Here is a 21,486-nt window from a genome sequence, read left to right as displayed (position 1 = left end):
TATAATGCCGGGATTCAGTAAACTCATTGGACAGCCGTGAAATTCATCATCGACAATATTTTCCTGATCGCTCTGGCCTTGGTCTCCGGCGGCGCCCTGCTGGTTCCTTACCTGCAGCAGCGCGGCAACAAGCTGACCTTGCTGCAGGCCACCCAGATGATCAACCAGGGCAAGACACTGGTGCTGGACGTGCGCGACGCCGACCAGTTCGCCGCCGGCCACCTGCGCGACGCCCGCAACATCCCGCTGAAAGAATTGCCGCAGCGCATTGCCGAACTGGACAAGCTCAAGGGCCGTCCGGTCATCGTGGTGTGCCAGAACGGCACCCAGGCCATGAAGGCCGAAGCCTCGCTCAAGAAAGCCGGCTTCACCGACGTCTACGGCTTGAACGGCGGCATCGCCGCCTGGGCCGGCCAGGGCCTGCCGCTGACCACCAAGGACGCAAAATGAGCGCGCCGGTCGTGATGTACTGCACCGCCGTGTGCCCGTACTGCGTCATGGCCGAGCGCCTGCTTGCCAACAAGGGCGTGGCGCAGATCGAGAAGATCCGCGTCGACCTCGAACCTCAGCAGCGCGAGCTGATGATGCAGAAAACCGGCCGCCGCACGGTGCCCCAGATCTATATCGGCGACACCCATGTCGGCGGTTTCGACGATCTGAACGCATTGGATCGCGCCGGCAAGCTGGACCCGCTGTTGCAAGCCTGACGCCAGCGCCAGCGTATATTTTTTGAATAACCCACCGAACCTGAAAGAGATCCATGTCGGAACAGAACCAGCAAGAGCAACAGCAAGCCGTTTTCCAGATCCAGCGCGTCTACCTGAAGGACCTGTCGCTGGAGCAGCCGAATTCGCCGGCCATTTTCCTGGAACAGGAAGCGCCGTCGATCGAAGTGTCGGTCGACGTCGGCGCCGAAGCGCTGGCTGACGGCGTGTTCGAATCGACCGTGACCATTACCGTGACCGCCAAAGTCAGCGACAAGGTGGCCTTCCTGGTCGAGGGCAAGCAAGCCGGCATCTTCGAGATCCGCAACGTGCCGGCCGACCAGCTGGATCCGCTGCTGGGCATCGGCTGCCCCAACATCATCTACCCGTACCTGCGCGCCAACATCGCCGACGCCATCACCCGCGCCGGTTTCCCGCCGGTGCACCTGGCCGAGATCAACTTCGAAGTGTTCTACCAGCAACGCCTGCAGGCCCTGGCCGAGCAGCAAGGCGCCACCCTGGTCAACAACGGCTCCACCGCCGTCAACTGAGCTGCAGTCCAGCCTCGCGCGGCGCCGGCGGATGGTTCCGGCGCGCCGGGGCAGGCCATGCGCGGCGGCCGACTGCCGCTGCCGGCCAGCCGCCGCCGCGGCGCTTCCCTCGAACCTGCGGAGACTTCACCGATGAAACGCCTGCCCCTGATCCTTTGCGCGACCGCCCTGGGCGCTGCTGTATTGGCTCCCAACGCCTTTGCGCTCGATTTCAAGTCGGTTGGCGCCGCGCCTTCCGTCATGTATGACGCCCCGTCCGAAAAGGGCCGCCGGGTCTATGTCGCACCGCGCGGCATGCCGGTCGAGGTGGTGCTGACCTATGGCGAATGGAGCAAGGTGCGCGACGCCGCCGGCACGCTGTCGTGGATACAATCCAAGGCCTTGACGCCCAAGCGCATGCTGGTGGTGTCCGCCGCCAACGCACGCATCTTCAATGCCGCCGACGAAGGCAGCCCGGTCGTGTTTACCGCCGACAAGAACGTGCTGCTGGAAATGATCGAGAGCCCGAGCAATGGCTGGGTCAAGGTGCGCCACCGCGACGGCCAGACCGGCTTCGCCAAGGTCGCCGACATCTGGGGCGGCTAAATCCCGATCCGCCAATCCGGCAAATCAACCACCACGCTCTCACGCCATCCAATGAAAATCACCATCCTCGGCGCCGGCGCATGGGGTACCGCGCTGGCCATCACCTTGGCGCGCAAGCATGACGTCGTGCTATGGGGGCGCAATGCCCAGGCCATGGAAGAAGCCGGCCGGCAACGCGAGAACCAGCGTTACCTGCCGGGCTTCCCGTTGCCGGATGAACTGGCCGTCACGGCCGATTTCAACGTCGCCGTGCAACACGTCTGCGGCGAGCCGCAGACTTCGCTGCTGATCGTCGCCTCTTCGGTGGCCGGCTTGCGCGGCCTGGCCGGGCAACTGCGCGGCCATCCCATCCCCAACCTGGTCTGGCTGTGCAAGGGCCTGGAACAAGACACCCGCCTGTTGCCGCACCAGATCGTGCAGCAGGTGCTGGGTTCGGCCATCCCGGCCGGCGTGCTGTCGGGCCCCTCCTTCGCCCAGGAAGTCGCGCGCGGACTGCCTTGCGCGCTGACCATCGCCGGCGCCGATGGCGCGCTGTGCGAACGCGTGGTGACGGCCGTACATGGCGGCAACATCCGCATCTATTCGAGCGATGACTTGATCGGGGTTGAAATCGGCGGCGCGGTGAAGAACATCCTGGCCATTGCCACCGGTGTGGCCGACGGCCTGCAACTGGGCCTGAATGCGCGCGCCGCGCTGATCACCCGCGGACTGGCCGAAATCACCCGGCTGGGCGTGGCGCTGGGCGGCCGGCCCGAGACGTTCATGGGCCTGTCCGGCGTGGGCGACCTCATCCTGACCTGCACCGGCGACCTCTCGCGCAATCGGCGCGTGGGCCTGGGCCTGGCGCAAAACAAGAAACTCGAGGATATCGTGACCGAACTGGGGCACGTGGCCGAAGGGGTGCTCTGCGCCAAGGCGGTACGCGAACTGGCGCAGGAAAAAGGCATCGACATGCCGATCACCAACGCGGTGGCGGCGGCCTTGTTCGATGGGGTGTCGGTGCAGGAAATGGTGTCGCGCCTGCTGTCGCGGGACCCGCGCGAAGAAACACTCTGACATCGGAATCCGGCCGTGCCCTGGCCGGACATCCCCGCCCCCGCGACAGCGCGGGGCATCACGGCATCATCGGGCGATGATGTCGCTTTCCATCTTGGGGCGCTTGAAGCGCTGCGGCGAGCCGCCCTCGACGATATCGTCCATCTGCTTGGAGATCTTGTCGTAGGCCGACGAACAATCATCGTCATGGCGCGGCGCTTCGCTGGCGCCCTTGAAACGCTTGCCGAAACGGGACGGGCGAGATTCGCCGTTGGTCACGTATTGCTGGGCCGCGCGGCCGGCGTAGTTGTTACTGGCGTTGGTCTTGTTGCGTTGTATGGCTTGCATCGTATTTCCTCTTACGTCGCTTGACGCTCAACGTTCCCCGGTTGACGTTCCGGAGAACCGGCAACGGCCCGGAGAAATATTTGCTCTCCGACAACCGTTCCAGATACATAAGCGCCCATGACAGGCGCTTGAAGTATGTAACGTCCCAAGCGCGATTTGGAATACGTAAAAGTCAGTATTTTGTCAGCCAATTTTCATTTATTTTTGGGCACTATTTTGATATTGCTTCGCAATATCGTCTCAAACCATTGAAAACAATAGATTTTTCCTTGCCCAACAAAGGGTTGATTGTGCACTTTTACGGGGCAATGCGGAGATGAAACAACTGTTGCCAAACGTATCGACTCCGCGTGGGGAGTATCAAATAATGTTGAAAAGGCAATGAAATTTCAGGAAGGCAATTTCCCGGAAACAAGACATTGCCGGGAAGAAAATATCTCAGGCGAGCACCGGTACCCCAAGATCGGCCGGCACCAGTGAAAACACCTTGGCGTCGCGCGGCTCGCCGTGGAACACCAGACGGTTGCGCGCCAGGCACTCCAGCGTGGCGCCGGTTTTTTCGGCCACGCGCTGGCTGCGCAGGTTGCCGGCCTGGATAACCATCTCCAGCCGGGTCAGGCCGGTTTTGCCGAACGCGAAAGCGGCCGCCGCGCGGGCGGCTGTCGCGGCGATGCCGCGGCCGGTGTAGCCGTCGCGCACCCAGTAGCCCAGATTGGCCAACTGGTTAAGCTGGCTGATCTGGTTGATCGCGACAGAACCGATCACCAGGCCGGAAACGCGCTCGATGACGTTGAAATCGTAAGCTGCACGCATCTCCCATTGTTCGATGCTGCGCTGCAGGAACAGGCGGGCATCGGCCAGCGCGTAATCGAGTGTGCACCAGGCTTCCCATTCGCTGATGGCGCGTACCGATTGGCGGATCGCATCGTAGAGTGCCGGCGCTTCCCGCAAGCCCAGCGGGCGCACCTCGATGTTACGGTCGCAGTAAATGATTTGCCGGTCGCGGTCTAGGTGGTGGCTCATGCTCGGTTGCTGGCTCGGGAAAGGCGAGGCACGACGTCTGTACAGCACAGGTTCGAGAGCGTTTCATCTTACCTAAATTCTTTACCGCCTTGGCGCTTCGCCGTCAGGATGCCAGATGCGGATGCAGTTCGGCCAGCCGGGTGATGACCGAAACCTCCTCGGGCATCTCGGGATGCACGCCATACTCTTGCAGCGCGATCACCTTCATGCCGGCCGCGATGCCGGCCTTGATGCCGGGCAGGCTGTCTTCCACCACCGCGCAGCGCGCCGGATCCACGCCCAGGCTGCGGGCGGCGAACAGGAACAGCGCCGGGTCGGGCTTCCAGCGCTGCACATCGTAGGCGCTGAAGATGCGGCCGGCGAAATACGGCAGCAAGCCGGTCACGCGCAGGCACAGTTCGATCTTGGGATGCGGCGCGTTGGAGGCCAGCGCGTAGGGAATCGACAGCGCCTGCACCATTTCCAGGGCGCCATTGATCGGCTGCAACCGTTGCTCCAGCATGCCGGCCATCACGTCGCGCAATTCCTGTTCGAAACTGGCCGGCAACGGCGCGCCGTGCAACTCCTCGATGCGCGCCACGCACAGCTTCATGCTGACGCCGCGGAACTGCGCCAGCGCCTCCCGGGCCGTGAGGTCGACGCCGTAGCGGGCGACATATTCGGACCAAGCTTCGGCGGCGACCACTTCACTGTCGACCAGGGTTCCGTCGCAATCGAAGATGACCAGGTCGATGGCGTTGGCAGGGTCTTTCATGTCAAAGCTCTCCGTAAGAATGCAGACCGGAGAGGAACATGTTCACGCCCAGGAAGGCGAAGGTCGTCACCAGCAAGCCGACCAGCGCCCACCATGCCGCCACCCGGCCGCGCAGGCCTTTCATCAGGCGCATGTGCAGCCAGGCCGCGTAGTTGAGCCAGACGATCAGCGCCCAGGTTTCCTTCGGATCCCACGACCAGTAGCCGCCCCAGGCTTCGGCCGCCCACAGGGCGCCGAGGATGGTGGCGATGGTGAAGAAGGCGAAACCGACCGCGATCGCCTTGTACATCACGTCATCCAGCACCTCCAGCGACGGCAGGCGGTCCGCCAGGATGCCCTTGGACTTGAACAGGTAGGCCACCGCCACCATGGCCGCCAGCGCGAAGGTGCCGTAGCCGATGAAATTGGCCGGCACGTGGATCTTCATCCACCAGCTCTGCAGCGCCGGCACCAGCGGCTGGATCTCGGCTGCATCGCGCGACACGGTGTACCACATCAGGAAGCCGACCGCCGCCGAGATCACCGTCAGCACGAAGGCGCCCAGTTGGCGGGTGGCATAGCGCTCTTCGTAATACAAATAGAACAGCGCCGTGATCATGCAGAACAGGATGAACACTTCATACAGGTTGGAGATCGGGATGTGGCCGACGTCGGGGCCGATCAGGTAGGACTCGTACCAGCGCACCATCATGCCGGTAAATCCCAGCACCACCGCCGCCCAGCACAGCTTGGAGCCGAGCGCCGTGCCGGTGCCGGCGCGCGTGGCCAGCCCGCCCCAGTAGAACAGCGTGGACAAGGCGAACAGCGCGCTCATCCACAGGATGGCCGACTGGCTGGAGAGCATGTACTTGAGGAAGAATTTCTTCTCCGCCATGTCCAGCGAGCCGCCGTACATGCCGATGGCGCCCAGCGACAGCAGCGCCAGCAGGGGGATCAGCCAGCGCACCTGTTTCCAGTGCCAGCCCAGCCAGGCGAAGGTCGGCGCGGCCAGCAGCAGCACCGCCTTCTCGTAGTAATCCATGTAGTCGCCGAAACGCGCGAGCGCATACAGCGAGCCGGCCACCAGCGCGGCGGCGTAAATCCAGTCCACCGCGCTCAAGCGGCGAAAGAAGCCCTGTTCCTGGGGGTAGCCTGGGGTTGTTGCTTCTGTCAGTTCCATTCCGATCTCCACTGCATTCCTGCGGCCATGCTAGCGGCGGCGCCGCCCAGCGTTCATATGCGCAGGATGATAACCGCCATATTCCGGCGGCACGGTCTCCGTCATGTCATGAACCGGCTTATTCTGTACGCCAGCGCCGGCTTTGTACAACGTCAAGATGCAGAATCGGCGGCCGGCGCGAGCCCCGCTTTCATCTGCTCGAATTCCTTTTCGAAGTCCAGCGTCTTGCGCTGGGTGCTCATGGCCAGCAACGCATGGCTGCCCTGGCCGCCCTCTTGCGGCTTGATCCAGATCCACAGGCGACGTTCGCGGATATACAGCATCGCGAACACGCCCAGCACCAGGAACAGGCAGCCCAGATACACGACCTTCTTGCCCGGCGAGCGCGTCACCTGCAACACCGAAGCCTTGATTTCCTCGAAGCCGGCAAGCTGCAGGAACACCGGCGCCGGATAGAAGGCGGCGTCGGCCAGCGCATTGATCGCCAGTTGCAGGTAGCGGCCATGCGCCTCGTCGCTGGCGACCGGGGCCAAGCCATCCTTGGCCCGCGCGGCTTGCCACAGTTCCCACATGCTGCCATTGAGGATCTTCATGAAGATATCGGCGGCCTTCTCCTGCTCGGCGGCCGGCAGCTTTTCCAAGAACCGGGTGACGGCGATGAAACCCGAGGTCTGGCCATCGCCGGCGAAGATGTCCAGCCCGCGCTGCGCCGATTGCTGCAGTTGCTCGCGCAGCGCGGCCGGGGTATCGCGGCCGCCGGAAATGGCCTGGCCGGCGTAACGGCGCGCCGCCTCCTCGCGCAATGCCGGGTTGGCCAGCGCGGCGCGCAGGCGCATCCATTCGGTCACGCTATCGTTGTCGTCGGCCGGGATGCGCAGGTAGCGGAACGGCTGGTCGGGCTGCTCGCGCATGCCGGCCAGGAACACGTAGGCGCCGTCGATCTGCATCGATTGCATGTAGTTGAAGTACTCGCGCGCCTGGCCGGTCTTGTCGCGCAGCTTGTACTGGATGCTGGGGCCGACGTTCTTGAAGTCCTTGTTGTTGGCATTCTTGGCGCCGGAGCCGAGATGCTTGTCGAGGCTGCCCATGAAGCCCTGGTTCACCGTCTTGCCGATGTTGACCGCGCGCGCATCGCCGCCGGCAGCACCGCCCGAAGCGTTGCCGGCGCTATTCATGTTTTCCACGTTGAAGGGGCGAAACCCGCTCCACTCCACCGTGTAGTCGCCTGCCGCCTGGGCCAGCGGCGTGCTGCCGTTGACTTCGCCGGCGAAGTCGAAGCGGTTGTTCTCGGCGCCGCGCATCGGGTAGCCGACCAGCTTGAGCTTGGTGCCGCCATCCTCGAAGCTGGATTGGTAGATCGCCACGTTCTTGTAGATCAGCGGTTCGTTGACCTTGATGGTGGCGGCGATCTCGTGGCCGGTCTCATGGTCGCGCACCACCACCTCGCTGGCGAACAGCTTGGGCATGCCGGTGGAATAGAAATCGATGATGAAACGCTTGAGCTGGATCGTGAAGGGCAGGTCCTGGATCATCACGCCGTCCTGCTGGGGGATGATCGCGGTACTGCTGCTGGCGCCCTCGGGAATGAGCGTGTTGCCGCGGAAGGTCGGGTTGCCGATGCCCAGGCGGTAGCGCTCCGGAATCTGCGAAATGATGCCGTTGCCGGAGAAGGCCTGCTTGCCGTAGAACCACTGCTGGAAGCGGATCGGCAAGTCGGAGTCGAGCAGGCCGCCCAGGCAGATGATGACGATGGCCGCATGCGCGAAGATATAGCCCCACTTGTTGGCCGCCCCCTGCTTGGCGGCCAGGAGCGTGCCGCCATCCTTGTCGACCAGCTTGACCTTGTAGCCGCGCGCGCCGACTTGCCGGGCCAGGCGCGCGGCGGCTTGCGCCGGCTGTTCGGCGCTGCTCCATTCGGCTTTGTGATGGAAATTGCGCAGCGACTGCTCGCGCACGTTGTCGCGCCAGCTTTTGACGTCGCGCAGCATCTTGGGCGCATTGCGCGCGATGCACAGCGAGGTCGACAGCACCAGGAAGCCCATGAACAGCAGAAACCACCAGGCCGAATACACGGCATACAGGCCCAGCTTGTTGAAGACCTCGAACCAGAACGGCCCGAACTGGTTGACGTAGTTCGGCATCGGCTCGTTCTGCTTCATCACGGTGCCGATCACCGAGGCGATCGCAATCAACGTCAGCAAGCTGATCGCAAAGCGCATCGATGACACCAGTTCGACCGCGTCGCTTACCCAGCGCTGCTTGGTCCTGATTAAAATCCCTTCGGTACTGCTGCCCGTCGTCATATTCCTGCCTTACCGGATCCGGCTTGCCGGCCCCGCATCCATTTCAATTGCCTTGCCGGACGGCAAAGCATCGCAAACCCCGGATTCTACCGCTCCCGGAGCAAGTCCGTGATACGTACCGGCACAGTCCCGGTATGCCCGGGCGCATATCTGGCGCAACCGGCGCCCCGGAAAATGCGAACCCGCCGGGATGGAAAATCTCGCCCGCAAGCCGCTGGCGGATGCACCCGGCTTTGCAGCGCCAGCGGTGTCGCCGCATGGCGATGCGAGCCAACCCGCGCGCAAAAAAAGAGGCGGCACGCGGGCCGCCTCTTTTTTGTACCGGATCGTCAACAGGTTCTTATTTCAGGCCGGCGATGTAATCCGCCACGGCCTTGATTTCCTTGTCCGACAAACGCTCGGCGATGGCCGTCATCTGCGGGCTGTTGTTGCGGCTGCCGCCACGGAAATTGGTCAGCTCCGCCACCGTGTAATCCTGGTGCTGGCCTGCCAGGCGCGGATACTGGGCCGGAATGCCGGCGCCGTTCGGGCTGTGGCAGCCGGCGCAGGCAGGCACGTTCTTGGAAGCGATGCCGCCGCGCCAGATGTGCTTGCCAAGCTCGATCGTGTCCTTGTTTTTGGCCGCCCCCGGCTTGGGCGACTGCGTCGCCAGGTAGGCCGCGAGATTCTTGATGTCCTCGTCGGACAGGGCCTTGGCCAGCGGCGACATCACCGGATTGTTGCGCTCCGGCGTGCGAAAGTTCATCAGCTGCTTGGCGATGTAGGCCTCATGCTGGCCAGCCAGCTTGGGGTTTTGCGTGATGGTCGAATTGCCGGCGGCGCCGTGGCAGGAGACGCAAGCCACGATATTGCGGGCGTTGTCGCCGTTGGTATAAAGCGCTTCACCTTTGGCCGGATCGGCCTTGACGACTGCTTTCTTTTCTTCGGCTGCATATGCCAGGGAAGAAACTGCCAGCAATGCAACAAATACGGTTTGCAACAATGGGGAAAAGGAAAAGGCACGGTTCATTCGTCACCCTAATACTTATTGTGGTTTTCAGAGATTCTGCCCGTTTGGCGGCTGGCTGCCCCCATACCCAATGCCGGTCTTCTGACCTGTCTCCAATGGCCGCCATTTTTTTGTTTGCTTGGCGTCAACACGGCAATAGATAGCGCCCCATTGTACAATAGCTTCTCTGCATTTTTGCCCCTCTTTCGGATTTCTGCCCCACCTATGTCGCAACTTTGGCAAGCCCGCTTTTTCACCACCGTCAATCATTTGCGGGATCTGCCCAAGACCGATGTGCCGGAGGTTGCCTTCGCCGGCCGCTCCAACGCAGGCAAATCCACTGCCATCAATGTGCTGTGCAACCAGAAACGCCTGGCCTTCGCGTCCAAGACGCCGGGCCGCACCCAGCACATCAATTACTTTTCCATCGGCGGCGCCCACGTCGGCCAGCATCGCCACGACGAAGTGCGCGCCGACGAGATCCGCGCGCTGCTGGTCGACCTGCCCGGCTATGGCTACGCCGAGGTTTCCGGCTCGGCCAAGCACCATTGGCAAGCGCTGCTGGGCGACTATGTGCGGCAGCGCCAGCAACTGGCCGCGCTGGTGATGATCGTCGATTCGCGCCGCCCCTTCACCGACCTCGATACCCAGATGATCGAGTGGTTCGCGCCGACCGGCAAACCCATCCATTGCATCCTCAGCAAAGCCGACAAGCTCAACCGCAACGACGCCACCAACGCCCTGCGCCAGGCCCAGACCTACCTGGCCAGCTATGTCGATGCCAACGGCGACCCGTTCCCGTTCACCGCCCAGTTGTTCTCGGCGCTCAAGCGTACCGGCCTGGATGAAGCCAATGACCGCATCCTGCAGTTGGCAGGACTGACCGCCGATCCCGACGAAGAAAACGAAGAAACGCCGCCGGCGACGGAATAAGCCTCAGGAACGGGGAAAAAAACAGGAAGAAAGAGACGGAAGAGACAAAAACAGGCAGGCCATAAAAAAAAGCCTTGGAGAAAGGGGGAACAATCTCCAAGGCCGAACGCCTTTCGCTTGCGCGATCAGCCCCGCTCAGGGAGGGAAGGGGAAGCGGGAGGCAACGAATTGCCTGAACATAAGATTGGGGGCTCCAGGGGAAGTTTCGAAACTCCCTTCGAGAGCCGCAATTTTCAGAACATAGCGACATTTACTTAGAAATTATTCTAAGTTGACGTCAGTTAGCCATACATTGAACTGAAAGAAAGTCATGCCAGTTTCCACCTCTCCTCTGCAAACTACCGCCGCCTACCCCGCCCTGCGCATGCGCCGCATGCGCCGCGACGCCTTCTCGCGCGCCCTGATGGCCGAGAACGTCATCACCGCCGCCGACCTGATCTACCCGGTCTTCGTCCAGGAAGGCCAGAACCTGCGCACGCCGGTCCCTTCGCTGCCGGGCGTGGAGCGCCTGTCGCTGGATACGCTGCTGCCGGTGGCGGAAGAATGCGTGAAGCTGGGCGTGCCGGTGCTGGCGCTGTTCCCGGCGATCGATCCCGCGCTGAAAACCCCCGACGGCATCGAAGCCACCAACCCGGACGGCCTGATCCCGCGCGTGGTGCGCGCACTCAAGGAGCGTTTCCCCGAACTGGGCGTGCTGTGCGACGTCGCGCTGGATCCCTACACCAGCCACGGCCAGGACGGCGTGCTGGACGAGACCGGCTACATCCTCAATGAAGAAACCATCGCCCTGCTGGTCAGGCAAGCGCAAACCCAAGCCGATGCCGGCGTCGACATCGTTGCGCCGTCCGACATGATGGACGGCCGCATCGGTGCCATCCGCGCCATGCTGGAAGAGCGCGGCCACATCTACACCCGCATCATGGCGTACTCGGCCAAGTACGCCTCGGCCTTCTACGGCCCCTTCCGCGACGCGGTCGGCTCGGCCGCCAACCTCGGCAAGGGCAGCAAGGCCACCTACCAGATGGACCCGGCCAACAGCGACGAAGCGCTGCGCGAAGTGGCGCTGGACCTGGCCGAAGGCGCCGACATGGTGATGGTCAAGCCCGGCATGCCTTATCTCGACATCGTGCGCCGCGTGAAGGACGAGTTCAAGGTGCCGACCTTCGCCTACCAGGTCAGCGGCGAATACGCCATGATCAAGGCCGCCGCGCAGAACGGCTGGCTCGACCACGACAAGACCATGATGGAAGCCATGATGGCCTTCAAGCGCGCCGGCGCCGACGGCGTGCTGACCTACTTCGCGCTGGATATCGCGCGCAAGCTCAAGCAGGCCTGATCCGCCCCGGCCAGCCATGGGTGCCAGCGCCGACACCGAGGTCTTCACCCGCCATCGGCCGCGCCTGTTCGGCGTGGCCTATCGCATGCTGGGCTCGCGCAGCGACGCCGACGACGTGCTGCAGGACGCCTGGCTGCGCTGGCATGGGCAAGACACGGCGGCGCTGGCATCGGCCGAAGCCTGGCTGGTCACGGTGGTCACGCGGCTGTGCATCGACCGCCTGCGCCAGGCCCGGCAGGAACGCCTGTCCTACGTCGGCCACTGGCTGCCGGAACCGCTGGTCGATCTGGCCGACGCCGCGCCCGAGATCGACCTGTTCGGCAGCGCCATGCTGGCGCCCTCGCCCGAGGCGCTGCTGGAGCAGCACAGCGACGTTTCCTTCGCCTACCTGCTGCTGCTCGAACGCCTCAACCCCGAAGAACGCGCCGCCTTCCTGTTGCGCGAAGTGTTCGACCACGACTATCCCGATATCGCCGCCATCCTGCAAAAAAGCGCGGCCAATTGCCGCCAGTTGGTGCATCGCGCACGCGAACGGCTGGCCCGGCAAGAAGCAACCGGCCCGCGCGGCGCCACCCCGCGCAAGCCGTTGCGCGCCGCCTCCGGCCCCATCTCCCGTGCCGCGCATGAGACCCTGCTGCAGAAATTCATGCAGGCGGTGCAAAGCGGCGAGCGCGAAGCCATGCTGGGTCTGCTGGCGGAAGACGCGCGCCTGATCGGCGACGGCGGCGGCAAGGTGTCCTCGTTCCCGCATCCGCTGTTCTCCGGCGCGCGCATTTCCTGGCTGTACTACGCCAATATCCGCCGCTTCGGCGCGCGCATCGCCTATCGCCCGGCCTGGATCAACGGCGGCCCGGGCTTGCTGCGCTATGTGGATGGCCAGCTGGAGTCGGCCCAGGTACTGGAAACCGACAACGGCCTGATCCGCGAAATCTACGTGGTGCGCAACCCGGACAAGCTGGCGGCGATCGCGCGCCAGACCCTTGCCGCCTGAAAAAATCTTTTTTCGCTTTTTTCAAAAAAACCTGTCACAAGCCGACATGGCGCTCCGTCTTATGGATGAACGCCGGCGATTTGCGCCGGCGTCGATTCCAAACCCACAGGAGAATTGCCATGTCCGACTTCAAGCAACGCCTGCAACACACCAAGCTCGCAGCCCCCGCCTTCAATGCCCTGCTCAAGGCCAGCGAGGCCGTGCACACCAGCGGCGTTGACCCCAGGCTGCTGGAACTGGTGTTCCTGCGCGTGTCGCAAATCAACGGCTGCGCCTTCTGCGCCGACATGCATTCGCACGACCTGCTCAAGGCCGGCGAAGACCAGCAGCGCCTCAACACCCTGGCCGCCTGGCGCGAAATCCCCTTCTTCACCGAACAGGAACGCGCCGCGCTGAACTGGGCAGAACGCTTCACCGACCTGAAGACCCCGGACGCCGACAAGGAAGACGCCGCGTTCGCGCTGATGAAGCAGCACTTCACCGAGGCCGAGATCGCCAACCTCACCTTCGCGGTCGCCATCATCAACGCCTGGAACCGCCTGGGCGTGTCGATGCGCCCGCAGGTGCCGCGCCGCAGCTGATCGGCGTACCGCACAGGACGAGGACGAAAAAAAACGCACCCCGGTCGCCCGGGATGCGTCGAACATGGTCCGATCCACATCAGACTTTCTGCTCAAAACCTGCCCGGCGCTTCCTCGGAAGCGCCGGCTGAACCTATACCTGCCTTACTTCCACAGCGCGCACTTGGACTCGGCCTTGGTCATGTAGGCCTGCTCGCCGGGGATGGTCTGCACCAGCTTGTAGTAATCCCACGGGCGCTTGGATTCCGACGGCTTTTTCACTTCCATCAGGTACATGTCATGCACCATGCGGCCGTCCGGACGGACCACGCCGTTGGAGGTGAAGAAGTCGTTGATCTTGTTCTTGCGCAGGTAATCCATCACCTTGTCGGCGTCGGTGCTGCCGACCGCCTTGACCGCCTTCAGGTACTGGCCCACGGCCGATGCGTCGCCGGCCTGGAACATCGTCGGCATCTTCTTCATCTTGCCGAAGTAGCGATTGCCCCATGCGCGCGACTGGTCGTTGAGATCCCAGTACCAGCCGTCCGTCAGATACATGCCTTGCGTGACTTGCAGGCCCAGCGAATGCGTATCGGTGATGAAGATCAACAGGCCGGCCAGCTTCATCGTCTTGTTCACGCCGAATTCATTGGCCGCCTTGATGGCGTTGATGACATCGCCGCCGGCCACCGCCAGGCCCAGGATCTGGGCCTTGGAGGCTTGCGCCTGCAGCAGGAAGGACGAGAAGTCGGACGTCGCCAGCGGCGCGCGGATCTGGCCCACGACGCTGCCGCCGCCGGCCTTGACCACATCGCTGGTGTCTTTTTCAAGCGAAGTGCCGAACGCATAATCGGCCGTCACGAAATACCACGACTTGCCGCCCTGCTTGGTGATGGCCGCGCCCGTGCCGCGCGCCAGCGCAGTGGTGTCGTAGGCGTACTGGATGGTGTAGGCGTTGCATTCCTCGTTGGTCTGGCGCGTGGTGCCGGCGCCGACCGAGATGAAGACCTTCTTCTTTTCGCCGGCGACCTTGCCCATGGCCAGGCTGGCGGCCGAGTTCACGCCGCCGACCAGCATGTCGACGCCGTCGCGGTCGAACCATTCACGCGCCTTGTTGGCGGCGATGTCGGCCTTGTTCTGGTGGTCGGCGAACACGAATTCGATCTTCTTGCCATTGATGGCGCCGCCGGCATCGGCAATCGCCATCTTGATGGCTTCGATGCCGCCCTGGCCGTCCATGTCGGCGTAAGTGCCGGACAGGTCGGTGATGAAACCGATCTTGATGGTGTCGCCGGCGGCCTGCGCCGGCAGGGATGCGCCGAACAGGGCGCAGACGGCGGCGGACAGCGCCGCGCGCTTGATGCTTTTCCTCAAAGTCTCCTCCTCTGGGTGAACGCCACGGCGTCGTGCCGCGGTTCGTTTGGATTTCTCGCGTGGTGTTCTTGTTGCGACTCCGCAAGCGAGTGCGGAGAAGGTGTTGCCGGCATGCGCCGAGGCGCATGCCATCGTGCTTGCGAAGGTCAGCCGAGGACGGCGCGCGTCAGTTCGCCATCGACCAGGCGCGTGATGCCCAGCGGGTTGGCGTTCTTCAGCGGCGCCGGCAGCATTGCATCGGGGTAGTTCTGGTAGCACACCGGGCGCAGGAAGCGCTCGATGGCCAGCGTGCCGACCGAGGTGCCGCGCGCATCCGAGGTGGCCGGATACGGGCCGCCGTGAACCATCGCGTCGCACACTTCGACGCCGGTCGGATAACCGTTGAGCAGCAGGCGGCCGGCCTTCTGTTCCAGCAGCGCGATCAGGTCCTGGTTGCCTTGCAGGTCGCCGATCTCGGCTTGCAGCGTGGCGGTCAGCTGGCCGTGCATGTTGGCGGCGAAATCGATGAGCTGTTCGCGGCTTTCCAGTTCGACGATCACGGTCGAGGGGCCGAACACTTCTTCTTCCAGCGGCGCTTCCTTGGAGAACAGCAGCGCGGCCTCGGCCTTGAACAGGTGCGGCACGGCCTGGGTGTAGCTGCTGCCGCCGGTGGCGATGACCTTCACGCCGGGCAGCTGGGTCAGGCGCGCCACGCCGCTGTTGTAGTGCGACAGGCCGCCGCTGTTCAACATGGTGGCCGGCGCGGTGCCGCCGAAGGCGGCCGACAGCTTCTCGATGAAAGCGGTCAATTCCGGCGACTTCACGCCCAGCAGCAGGCCCGGGCTGGTGCACAGCTGGCCGCAGCCCATCGTGACGGAACCGGCCAGATCCTTGGCGATGGCGTCGCCGCGCGCCTTGAGCGCCTCGGGCATCAGGATGATGGGGTTGATGCTCGACATTTCCGCGAACACCGGAATCGGTTGCGGACGCGCCGCCGCCATGTCGCACAACGCGCGGCCGCCGCGCAGCGAACCGGTGAAGCCGACCGCCTGGATGGCGGCGCTCTTGACCAGTTGGGCGCCAACGCGATCGCCGTAGATCATGTTGAAGGTGCCGGCCGGCATGCCGGTCTTCTTGACGGCGCGCTCGATGGCGTCGGCCACGATTTCGGAGGTGACCAGATGGCCGGTGTGGGCTTTGAACACTACCGGGCAGCCGGCCGCCAGCGCGGCCGCGGTGTCACCGCCGGCCACCGAGAAAGCCAGCGGGAAGTTGCTGGCGCCGAACACGGCCACCGGGCCCACGCCGATCTTGTACTGGCGGATATCCGGGCGCGCCATCGGCTTGCGCTCGGGCAGCGCGGTGTCGATGCGGGCGCCGTAGAAGTCGCCGCGGCGCAGGACCTTGGCGAACAGGCGCATCTGGCCGCTGGTGCGGCCGCGTTCGCCGGCCAGGCGGGGCGTGACCGGCAGCGCGGTTTCGCGCGAGACGGCGGCGAGGAAATCGTCGCCCAGCGCGTCGATCTCATCGGCGATCGCGTCCAGGAAGGCGGCGCGCTGCTCCGAGGTGGTCGCGCGAAACGCCGGGTAGGCCTTCTCCGCCGCGTGGACGGCGGCCGCCACTTCCTTCTCGGTCGCGGTCACAAAGGGAATCTCGAAGATCGCGCCGCTGGCGGCGTCGATGCTGTGCAGATGAAGGTCGCCTTCACCGCTGCGCTGGCCGCCGATGTAGTTGTGTCCGAGGATGTTCAAGCTCACGATGTACTCCTGCTCTGTGCGTTGGCGCTGCCCTGACGGGTCACGCGCGAAGGGCCGCACCCCGTGTTGGCGAGGACGGCCGGTTGGTTCCGGTTAATTTTCCCGCGCGGCGTGTGCCGCGCGGGTCTATTGTGTTGCATCACATGGATTGCTGCAGCATGCGTTCGTAATCCTGCGCCGAGGCCACGCGCGGATTGCTCTTGTGGCTGTGGTCGGCCAATGCGCCCTGGATGATCTTGGGGAACATGTCGGCGCTCACGCCCAGCTCGCCCAAACCGGCAGGCAAGCCCAGGCGGCGGCTCATCTCCTTGATGGCCGGGCCGATCGCGGCGCCGTCCTTCAATCCCATGGCATGCGCCATGCGCGCCATCTTGTTGTCCTTGAGCATGGTCTCGGCGCTTTCGTTGAAAGCGATGATGGCCGGCAGGAAGATGGCGTTCAGGGTGCCATGGTGCAGCTTGGGATTGATGCCGCCCAGCGAGTGCGACAGGCTGTGCACGCAGCCCAGCCCCTTCTGGAACGCCATCGCGCCCTGCATCGAGGCGCTCATCATGTTCAGGCGCGCCTCGCGGTCGCCCGGCTCCTTGGTGGCGCGTTCGATATGCGCCCAGGCGCGCCACAGGCCATCGAGCGCGATGCCGTCGGCGGGCGGGTTGAAGGCGGGCGCCATGAAGGTTTCCAGGCAGTGGGCGATGGCGTCCATGCCGGTGGCCGCGGTCATCAGCGGCGGCAGGCCGAGCGTCAGTTCCGGGTCGCAGATGGCGACCTTGGGCACGATGAACGGCGACAGCACGCCGACCTTGCGGCCGTCGTCCAGGATCAGGATGGCGCCGCGGCCGACTTCGCTGCCGGTGCCGGCGGTGGTCGGGATGGCGATCACCGGCGCGGTCTTGGCGGTGATGTTGGCCAGGCCGCCTTCGATCAGCGCGAAGGATTTCAACGGGCCTTCGTGCGTACCGCATACGGCCACGCCCTTGGCCAGGTCGATCGAGGAACCGCCGCCCACCGCCACGATACCGTCGCAGCCGGCTGCGCGGAACAGCGCCACGGCCGCGCGCACCGCGCCTTCGTTCGGGTTGGGCGGCGTCTGGTCGAACACCGGGACGGCCGCGCCGTCCTTCAACTGGCCCAGTACCTTGGCCAGGATACCGGCGTTGCGGATGCCCATGTCGGTGACCACCAGCGGCTTCTTGATGCCGATGCGCTCGCATTCCTGCTGCAAGAGCGACAGCGCGCCGTAGTCGAACTGGACCTGGGTAATGTAATTGATGAGTGCCATCACATAGCCTTGATTTATAGATATCAGACCAAGGGCCGATTGGCCCACGGCCCGGCGGGAATCCGGATATTGATCCGTTTTCCCCGTTGCGGCCTTGGTTTGGAAAGCCAGACTCTAAGCCAATGCGGGCGCTTTGACTAATGAGAGGTGTTGATATGGGTATAACCAACAGTCATACTGAGGCTTTCCCGACTCCACCACCGCCATGCAAACCTCCCTGCCCTCGCTCGCGTCGATCACCTCGCGCCTGCACCTGCGCCAGTTGCGCCTGCTGATCGCCTTGTCGGACCACGGTTCGCTGCTCAAGGCGGCCGAACAGGTCGCCCTGACCCAACCGGGCGCCAGCAAGGCCTTGCAGGAAATCGAAAGCACCCTCGGCGCGCAACTGTTCGTACGCACCAACCGCGGGCTGGAGCCGACCGAGCTGGGCCATTGCGTGATCCGCTATGCGCGGTTGATCCAGACCGACCTGACCCATCTGCGCGAGGAAATGCTGTCGATCATGCAAGGCAATGGCGGACGGCTGGCGGTGGGCACCATCATGGGCGCAGTGCCATTGTTGACCGATGCGCTGACGCGCCTGCTGGAAAAGCGGCCCTCGCTGTCGGTGGAAATCGTCGAAGACACCAGCGCGCGCCTGTTGCGCCTGCTGGACCAGGGCCGGCTGGACATGGCGATCTGCCGCACCAGCATCAGCCAGCGCCCGCACCTGTACGACGCCTTCAATATCCATGATGAAGAGCTGGCGGTCGTGGCCAGCGTGAACCATCCGCTGGCGCATGCGCAAGAGTTGCAGCTGTCAGACCTGGCCGATTCGCGCTGGGTGGTGTATTCGGCCAACATGCCGATGCGGGTCTCGCTGGAGCGCGAATTCCACGACGCCGACCTGCGCTTTCCGCTGCACCTGATGGAAACCACCTCGGCCTTCACCACGCTCTCGCTGCTGCAGAAGAACCCGCATTTCGTGGCGCTGCTGTCGGTCGACGTGGCGCAGTTCTGCACCCGCTTCGGCATGACCCGCATCCTGCCGCTGCAGTTGCACACGCGCAGCGAGCCCTACCAGCTGGTGACGCGCCACGGCACCCAGCTGTCGCCGGTGGCGCGGCTGTTCATCGAGGATTTCGCGCAGGCGCTCACCCCGTCCCCGGACGCATGAGCTGCCTGGGACGCATGCATCCTCCAATGAAAAAACGCTCCCGAAGGAGCGTTTTCTTGTCCGCGTGAAACGAACGGCTTACTTGTTCGGCTGCGGGGTGATGCGCAGGTAAGGGCGCGGCGACTTGTAGCCCTTCGGGTACTTTTGCTTGATCACTTCCTCATCCTTGACCGACAGCGGGATGATCACGTCGTCGCCGTCCTTCCAGTTGCCCGGGGTGGCCACGGTGTAGCCGTCGGTCAGTTGCAGAGCGTCGAGCACGCGCAGCACTTCGTCGAAGTTGCGGCCGGTGCTCATCGGGTAGGTGATGATCAGGCGCACTTTCTTCTTCGGATCGATCACGAACAGCGAGCGCACGGTGGCGGTTTCGGACTGGTTCGGGTGGATCATGTCGTACAGGCCGGCAACCTTCTTGTCGACGTCGGCCACGATGGGGAAACCGACCACGGTCTGCTGGGTTTCCTCGATGTCCTTGATCCATTGCTGGTGGGCCTCGGCGCCGTCCACCGACAGCGCGATGGCCTTGACGTTGCGCTTGTCGAACTCCGGCTTGAGCTTGGCGGTCAGGCCCAGTTCGGTGGTGCAGACCGGCGTGAAATCGGCCGGATGGGAAAACAGCACGACCCAGGAATCGCCCGCCCAGTCGTGGAATTTGATCTTGCCGATCGAGGATTCTTGCTCGAAATCCGGCGCGGTATCGCCCAGACGCAGTGTCATAACGGTCTCCTTGTTCGAGGGTGAGGGGGAAAAGAGAAGGTTGACTATAGCTTGCGCGATGGCTTCGTCCAACAATTATTAAGACGTAACCAAATAACGTGGCGCAATGATGATCTCCCTACGTCCGAAACTTCCTTACAAGCCCTGCAATACCGCCAGGAAACGGTCGGCATCCTGGTAGCCGATGACGCGCTTGCCGGCCTGCTCCTTGCCGTCGCCATTGAAGAACATGATGCCCGGCGGCCCGAACAGGCTGAAGCGCCTGAGCATGGCGCGGTCGTCGGCGTTATTGGCGGTGACATCGATCTGCAGCAGCAACATCCGGCTGAAGCGTTCCTTCACGCGCGCGTCGGTGAAGGTGAAGCGTTCCATCTCCTTGCAGGAGACGCACCAGTCGGCATAGAAGTCCAGCATCACCGGCCGGCGCTCGCCACGGGCATTTTGCGCCAGCGCGGCGTCCAGCTCGGCCGATGAGCGCACCCGCACGAACTCCGTGTGCGCGGCAGTTGCCCCTTGCGCGGCCAGATGCGCCAACGGCGCCAGCGGATCGCGCCCGCCGGTGGCCACGCTGACCAGCTGCAGCAATCCCAGCGCGGCGAACGCCAGGCCGAAGGCGCGCGCCAGCCAGCCTGCCGGACGCGACCACAGCAGATAGGCGCCATAGCCGATGCCGAGCGCGGCCCATCCGGCAACCTGCAGCCAGGCCGGGATCACCGGCGCCACCATCCACAGCGCGGTGCCCAGCATCAGCACGCCGAAGAAACGCTTGACGGCATCCATCCAGGCGCCGGCGCGCGGCAGCAATGCGCCGGCGGAAGCGCCGATCAGCAACAATGGCACGCTCATGCCCAGCGCCATGGCGAACAATGCGCTGCCGCCCAGCACCAGGTTGCCGCTCTGGCTGATATACAGCAACGCGCCGGCCAGGGGGGCGGCCACGCAAGGGCCGACGATCAATGCGGAAATGGCGCCCATCAGGAACACGCCCACCCATGTGCCGCTGCCGCCGCCGGAAGCGCTCGACAGTTTCGACTGCAGCGCGGCCGGCACTTGCAATTGATAGACATCGAACATGGATAAGGCCAGGCCGGCCATCAGCAGCGCGAAGGCGCCCAGGATCCAGGGATTCTGCAGATAAGCCGACAAGCCTTCGCCCAGCATGCCCGCCGCCACGCCCAGCGCCGTGTAGACCAGCGCCATGCCCAGCGCGTAATCGACCGACAGCAGGAAGCTGCGGGCGCGTCCCCGGCCTGCTGCAACCGTCCCTTGCTGGCCGACGATAATGGAAGACAGGATGGGCACCATCGGCAGCACGCAAGGCGTGAACGACAAGCCGATGCCGAGGATGAAGAACAGCGAGAGAATGCTCCACAGCTTGCCGCCCTTGAGCACCGCGGCGATGCCATCGACATCGGCGCCGCCGGCCGACGCTATCTTGTCACCGGTATCGCTGGCGCTGCCGGCCCGCACCACGGTGCCGATTGCCTGCGGCGACAGGTTCACTTTCAGCGTCATCGGCGGATAGCACAAGCCCTTGTCGGCGCAGCCCTGCGACACCGCATTGACGATGAACGGGCCGGCAGCGCCCGACACCGGGATGCGCGCCGTCACCGCCTGGTGATAGGTCTCGACCTCTTTCTGGAAATTCTCGTCGTACTTGACCACGCCATGCGGGAATTGCGGCTCGCCCAGCGTCGCCCCTTCGGCGCTGAAATGGAAGCGGTCGCGGTACATGTAATAGCCGTCGGCGATCCGGTAGCTCAGCTCCAGCGTGGCGGCATCCAGCATGCGCGCGCTGAGCTGGAAGGCCTGTTCCGGCGGCAGGTAGTCATCGGCGGCACGGGCCGGGTTCAATGACAGCAGCGCGGCCAGCGGCAGCAGGCAAAGGATGTTTCTCAGCAGGCGATGCAGGCTGCGGTAAAAGCGGTTCTCGGTTTTGTTCATGCGGCTCAAA

At 64.0% G+C, this 21,486-nt stretch carries 21 protein-coding genes; 10 read left to right on the top strand and 11 right to left on the bottom strand.

The features are described 5' to 3' along the window. Positions 1–36 precede the first annotated feature (36 nt). From AC07N6_RS22920 to AC07N6_RS22900, 5 genes are all read left to right on the top strand, one after another. Positions 37–450: a rhodanese-like domain-containing protein gene (locus AC07N6_RS22920; RefSeq protein WP_144770043.1), complete on the top strand. Its 414-nt coding sequence runs from the start codon at positions 37–39 to the stop codon at positions 448–450. Further along, the gene (grxC, locus tag AC07N6_RS22915) at positions 447–707 is read left to right on the top strand and encodes a glutaredoxin 3 (protein ID WP_494783492.1); all 261 of its coding nucleotides are present in this window, start codon (positions 447–449) and stop codon (positions 705–707) included. The genes AC07N6_RS22920 and grxC overlap by 4 nt, the downstream gene beginning before the upstream one ends. Before the next feature lie 53 nt (positions 708–760). After that, positions 761–1,255, top strand: a complete 495-nt coding sequence (gene secB, locus AC07N6_RS22910) for a protein-export chaperone SecB (protein WP_494783493.1) — start codon at positions 761–763, stop codon at positions 1,253–1,255. Between the two features lie 132 nt (positions 1,256–1,387). Then, positions 1,388–1,840, top strand: a complete 453-nt coding sequence (locus AC07N6_RS22905) for an SH3 domain-containing protein (protein ID WP_494783494.1) — start codon at positions 1,388–1,390, stop codon at positions 1,838–1,840. A 51-nt stretch (positions 1,841–1,891) separates the two neighbouring features. Further along, positions 1,892–2,896, top strand: a complete 1,005-nt coding sequence (locus tag AC07N6_RS22900; protein WP_494783495.1) for an NAD(P)H-dependent glycerol-3-phosphate dehydrogenase — start codon at positions 1,892–1,894, stop codon at positions 2,894–2,896. A 66-nt stretch (positions 2,897–2,962) separates the two neighbouring features. Here the strand turns inward: AC07N6_RS22900 and AC07N6_RS22895 are convergent, their stop codons facing one another. From AC07N6_RS22895 to AC07N6_RS22870, 6 genes are all read right to left on the bottom strand, one after another. Further along, positions 2,963–3,223 carry a hypothetical protein gene (locus AC07N6_RS22895; protein ID WP_494783496.1) on the bottom strand — a complete coding sequence of 87 codons (261 nt, stop codon included), beginning with the start codon at positions 3,221–3,223 and terminating at the stop codon, positions 2,963–2,965. A gap of 438 nt (positions 3,224–3,661) precedes the next feature. Further along, positions 3,662–4,246 carry a GNAT family N-acetyltransferase gene (locus AC07N6_RS22890; RefSeq protein ID WP_494783497.1) on the bottom strand — a complete coding sequence of 195 codons (585 nt, stop codon included), beginning with the start codon at positions 4,244–4,246 and terminating at the stop codon, positions 3,662–3,664. Between the two features lie 103 nt (positions 4,247–4,349). Beyond that, on the bottom strand, positions 4,350–5,000 hold the full coding sequence (locus AC07N6_RS22885; RefSeq protein ID WP_494783498.1) for an HAD family hydrolase: 651 nt from the start codon (positions 4,998–5,000) through the stop codon (positions 4,350–4,352). Position 5,001: 1 nt separating this feature from the next. Then, on the bottom strand, positions 5,002–6,159 hold the full coding sequence (ccsB, locus tag AC07N6_RS22880; protein ID WP_494783499.1) for a c-type cytochrome biogenesis protein CcsB: 1,158 nt from the start codon (positions 6,157–6,159) through the stop codon (positions 5,002–5,004). Between the two features lie 152 nt (positions 6,160–6,311). Beyond that, positions 6,312–8,462 carry a cytochrome c biogenesis protein ResB gene (locus AC07N6_RS22875; RefSeq protein ID WP_494783500.1) on the bottom strand — a complete coding sequence of 717 codons (2,151 nt, stop codon included), beginning with the start codon at positions 8,460–8,462 and terminating at the stop codon, positions 6,312–6,314. A 340-nt stretch (positions 8,463–8,802) separates the two neighbouring features. Further along, positions 8,803–9,471, bottom strand: coding sequence for a c-type cytochrome (locus tag AC07N6_RS22870; protein ID WP_494783501.1), 669 nt, complete (start codon positions 9,469–9,471; stop codon positions 8,803–8,805). Positions 9,472–9,675: 204 nt separating this feature from the next. On the opposite strand from AC07N6_RS22870, the gene yihA reads away from it, so the two are divergent. The 4 genes from yihA (at position 9,676) to AC07N6_RS22850 (ending at position 13,291) form a co-directional block, all read left to right on the top strand. Continuing rightward, complete coding sequence (gene yihA, locus AC07N6_RS22865) at positions 9,676–10,383, top strand: ribosome biogenesis GTP-binding protein YihA/YsxC (protein WP_494783502.1); 708 nt, start codon at positions 9,676–9,678, stop codon at positions 10,381–10,383. Between the two features lie 310 nt (positions 10,384–10,693). Further along, positions 10,694–11,719 (top strand): porphobilinogen synthase, encoded by a 1,026-nt coding sequence (gene hemB / locus AC07N6_RS22860; protein ID WP_494783503.1) that lies wholly within the window; start codon positions 10,694–10,696, stop codon positions 11,717–11,719. Positions 11,720–11,735: 16 nt separating this feature from the next. Beyond that, positions 11,736–12,710 carry an RNA polymerase sigma factor SigJ gene (gene sigJ, locus AC07N6_RS22855; RefSeq protein WP_494783504.1) on the top strand — a complete coding sequence of 325 codons (975 nt, stop codon included), beginning with the start codon at positions 11,736–11,738 and terminating at the stop codon, positions 12,708–12,710. Between the two features lie 119 nt (positions 12,711–12,829). Further along, positions 12,830–13,291 (top strand): carboxymuconolactone decarboxylase family protein, encoded by a 462-nt coding sequence (locus AC07N6_RS22850; RefSeq protein WP_494783505.1) that lies wholly within the window; start codon positions 12,830–12,832, stop codon positions 13,289–13,291. 144 nt (positions 13,292–13,435) lie between these two features. On the opposite strand, the gene AC07N6_RS22845 is transcribed toward AC07N6_RS22850, so the two are convergent. The 3 genes from AC07N6_RS22845 to gbd all read right to left on the bottom strand — a co-directional run bounded on the left by AC07N6_RS22845 (position 13,436) and on the right by gbd (position 17,659). Beyond that, on the bottom strand, positions 13,436–14,644 hold the full coding sequence (locus tag AC07N6_RS22845; protein ID WP_494783506.1) for an ABC transporter substrate-binding protein: 1,209 nt from the start codon (positions 14,642–14,644) through the stop codon (positions 13,436–13,438). 146 nt (positions 14,645–14,790) lie between these two features. Next, on the bottom strand, positions 14,791–16,380 hold the full coding sequence (locus tag AC07N6_RS22840; protein WP_494783507.1) for an aldehyde dehydrogenase (NADP(+)): 1,590 nt from the start codon (positions 16,378–16,380) through the stop codon (positions 14,791–14,793). 139 nt (positions 16,381–16,519) lie between these two features. Beyond that, entirely contained in the window at positions 16,520–17,659 is a 1,140-nt protein-coding gene (gene gbd, locus AC07N6_RS22835; RefSeq protein ID WP_494783508.1) for a 4-hydroxybutyrate dehydrogenase, read from the bottom strand. 205 nt (positions 17,660–17,864) lie between these two features. Here gbd and AC07N6_RS22830 point away from each other — a divergent pair, with 205 nt between their 5' ends. Beyond that, positions 17,865–18,815, top strand: coding sequence for a LysR substrate-binding domain-containing protein (locus AC07N6_RS22830; protein WP_494783509.1), 951 nt, complete (start codon positions 17,865–17,867; stop codon positions 18,813–18,815). A gap of 78 nt (positions 18,816–18,893) precedes the next feature. On the opposite strand, the gene AC07N6_RS22825 is transcribed toward AC07N6_RS22830, so the two are convergent. Both AC07N6_RS22825 and dsbD read right to left on the bottom strand, forming a co-directional pair. Beyond that, positions 18,894–19,532: a peroxiredoxin gene (locus tag AC07N6_RS22825; RefSeq protein WP_494783510.1), complete on the bottom strand. Its 639-nt coding sequence runs from the start codon at positions 19,530–19,532 to the stop codon at positions 18,894–18,896. Positions 19,533–19,667: 135 nt separating this feature from the next. Further along, on the bottom strand, positions 19,668–21,476 hold the full coding sequence (gene dsbD / locus AC07N6_RS22820; protein ID WP_494783511.1) for a protein-disulfide reductase DsbD: 1,809 nt from the start codon (positions 21,474–21,476) through the stop codon (positions 19,668–19,670). Positions 21,477–21,486: the final 10 nt, after the last annotated feature.

The organism is Herbaspirillum sp. GW821-FHT09A12 (assembly GCF_059418325.1).
This window is presented reverse-complemented; position numbering and strand designations above follow the sequence as displayed.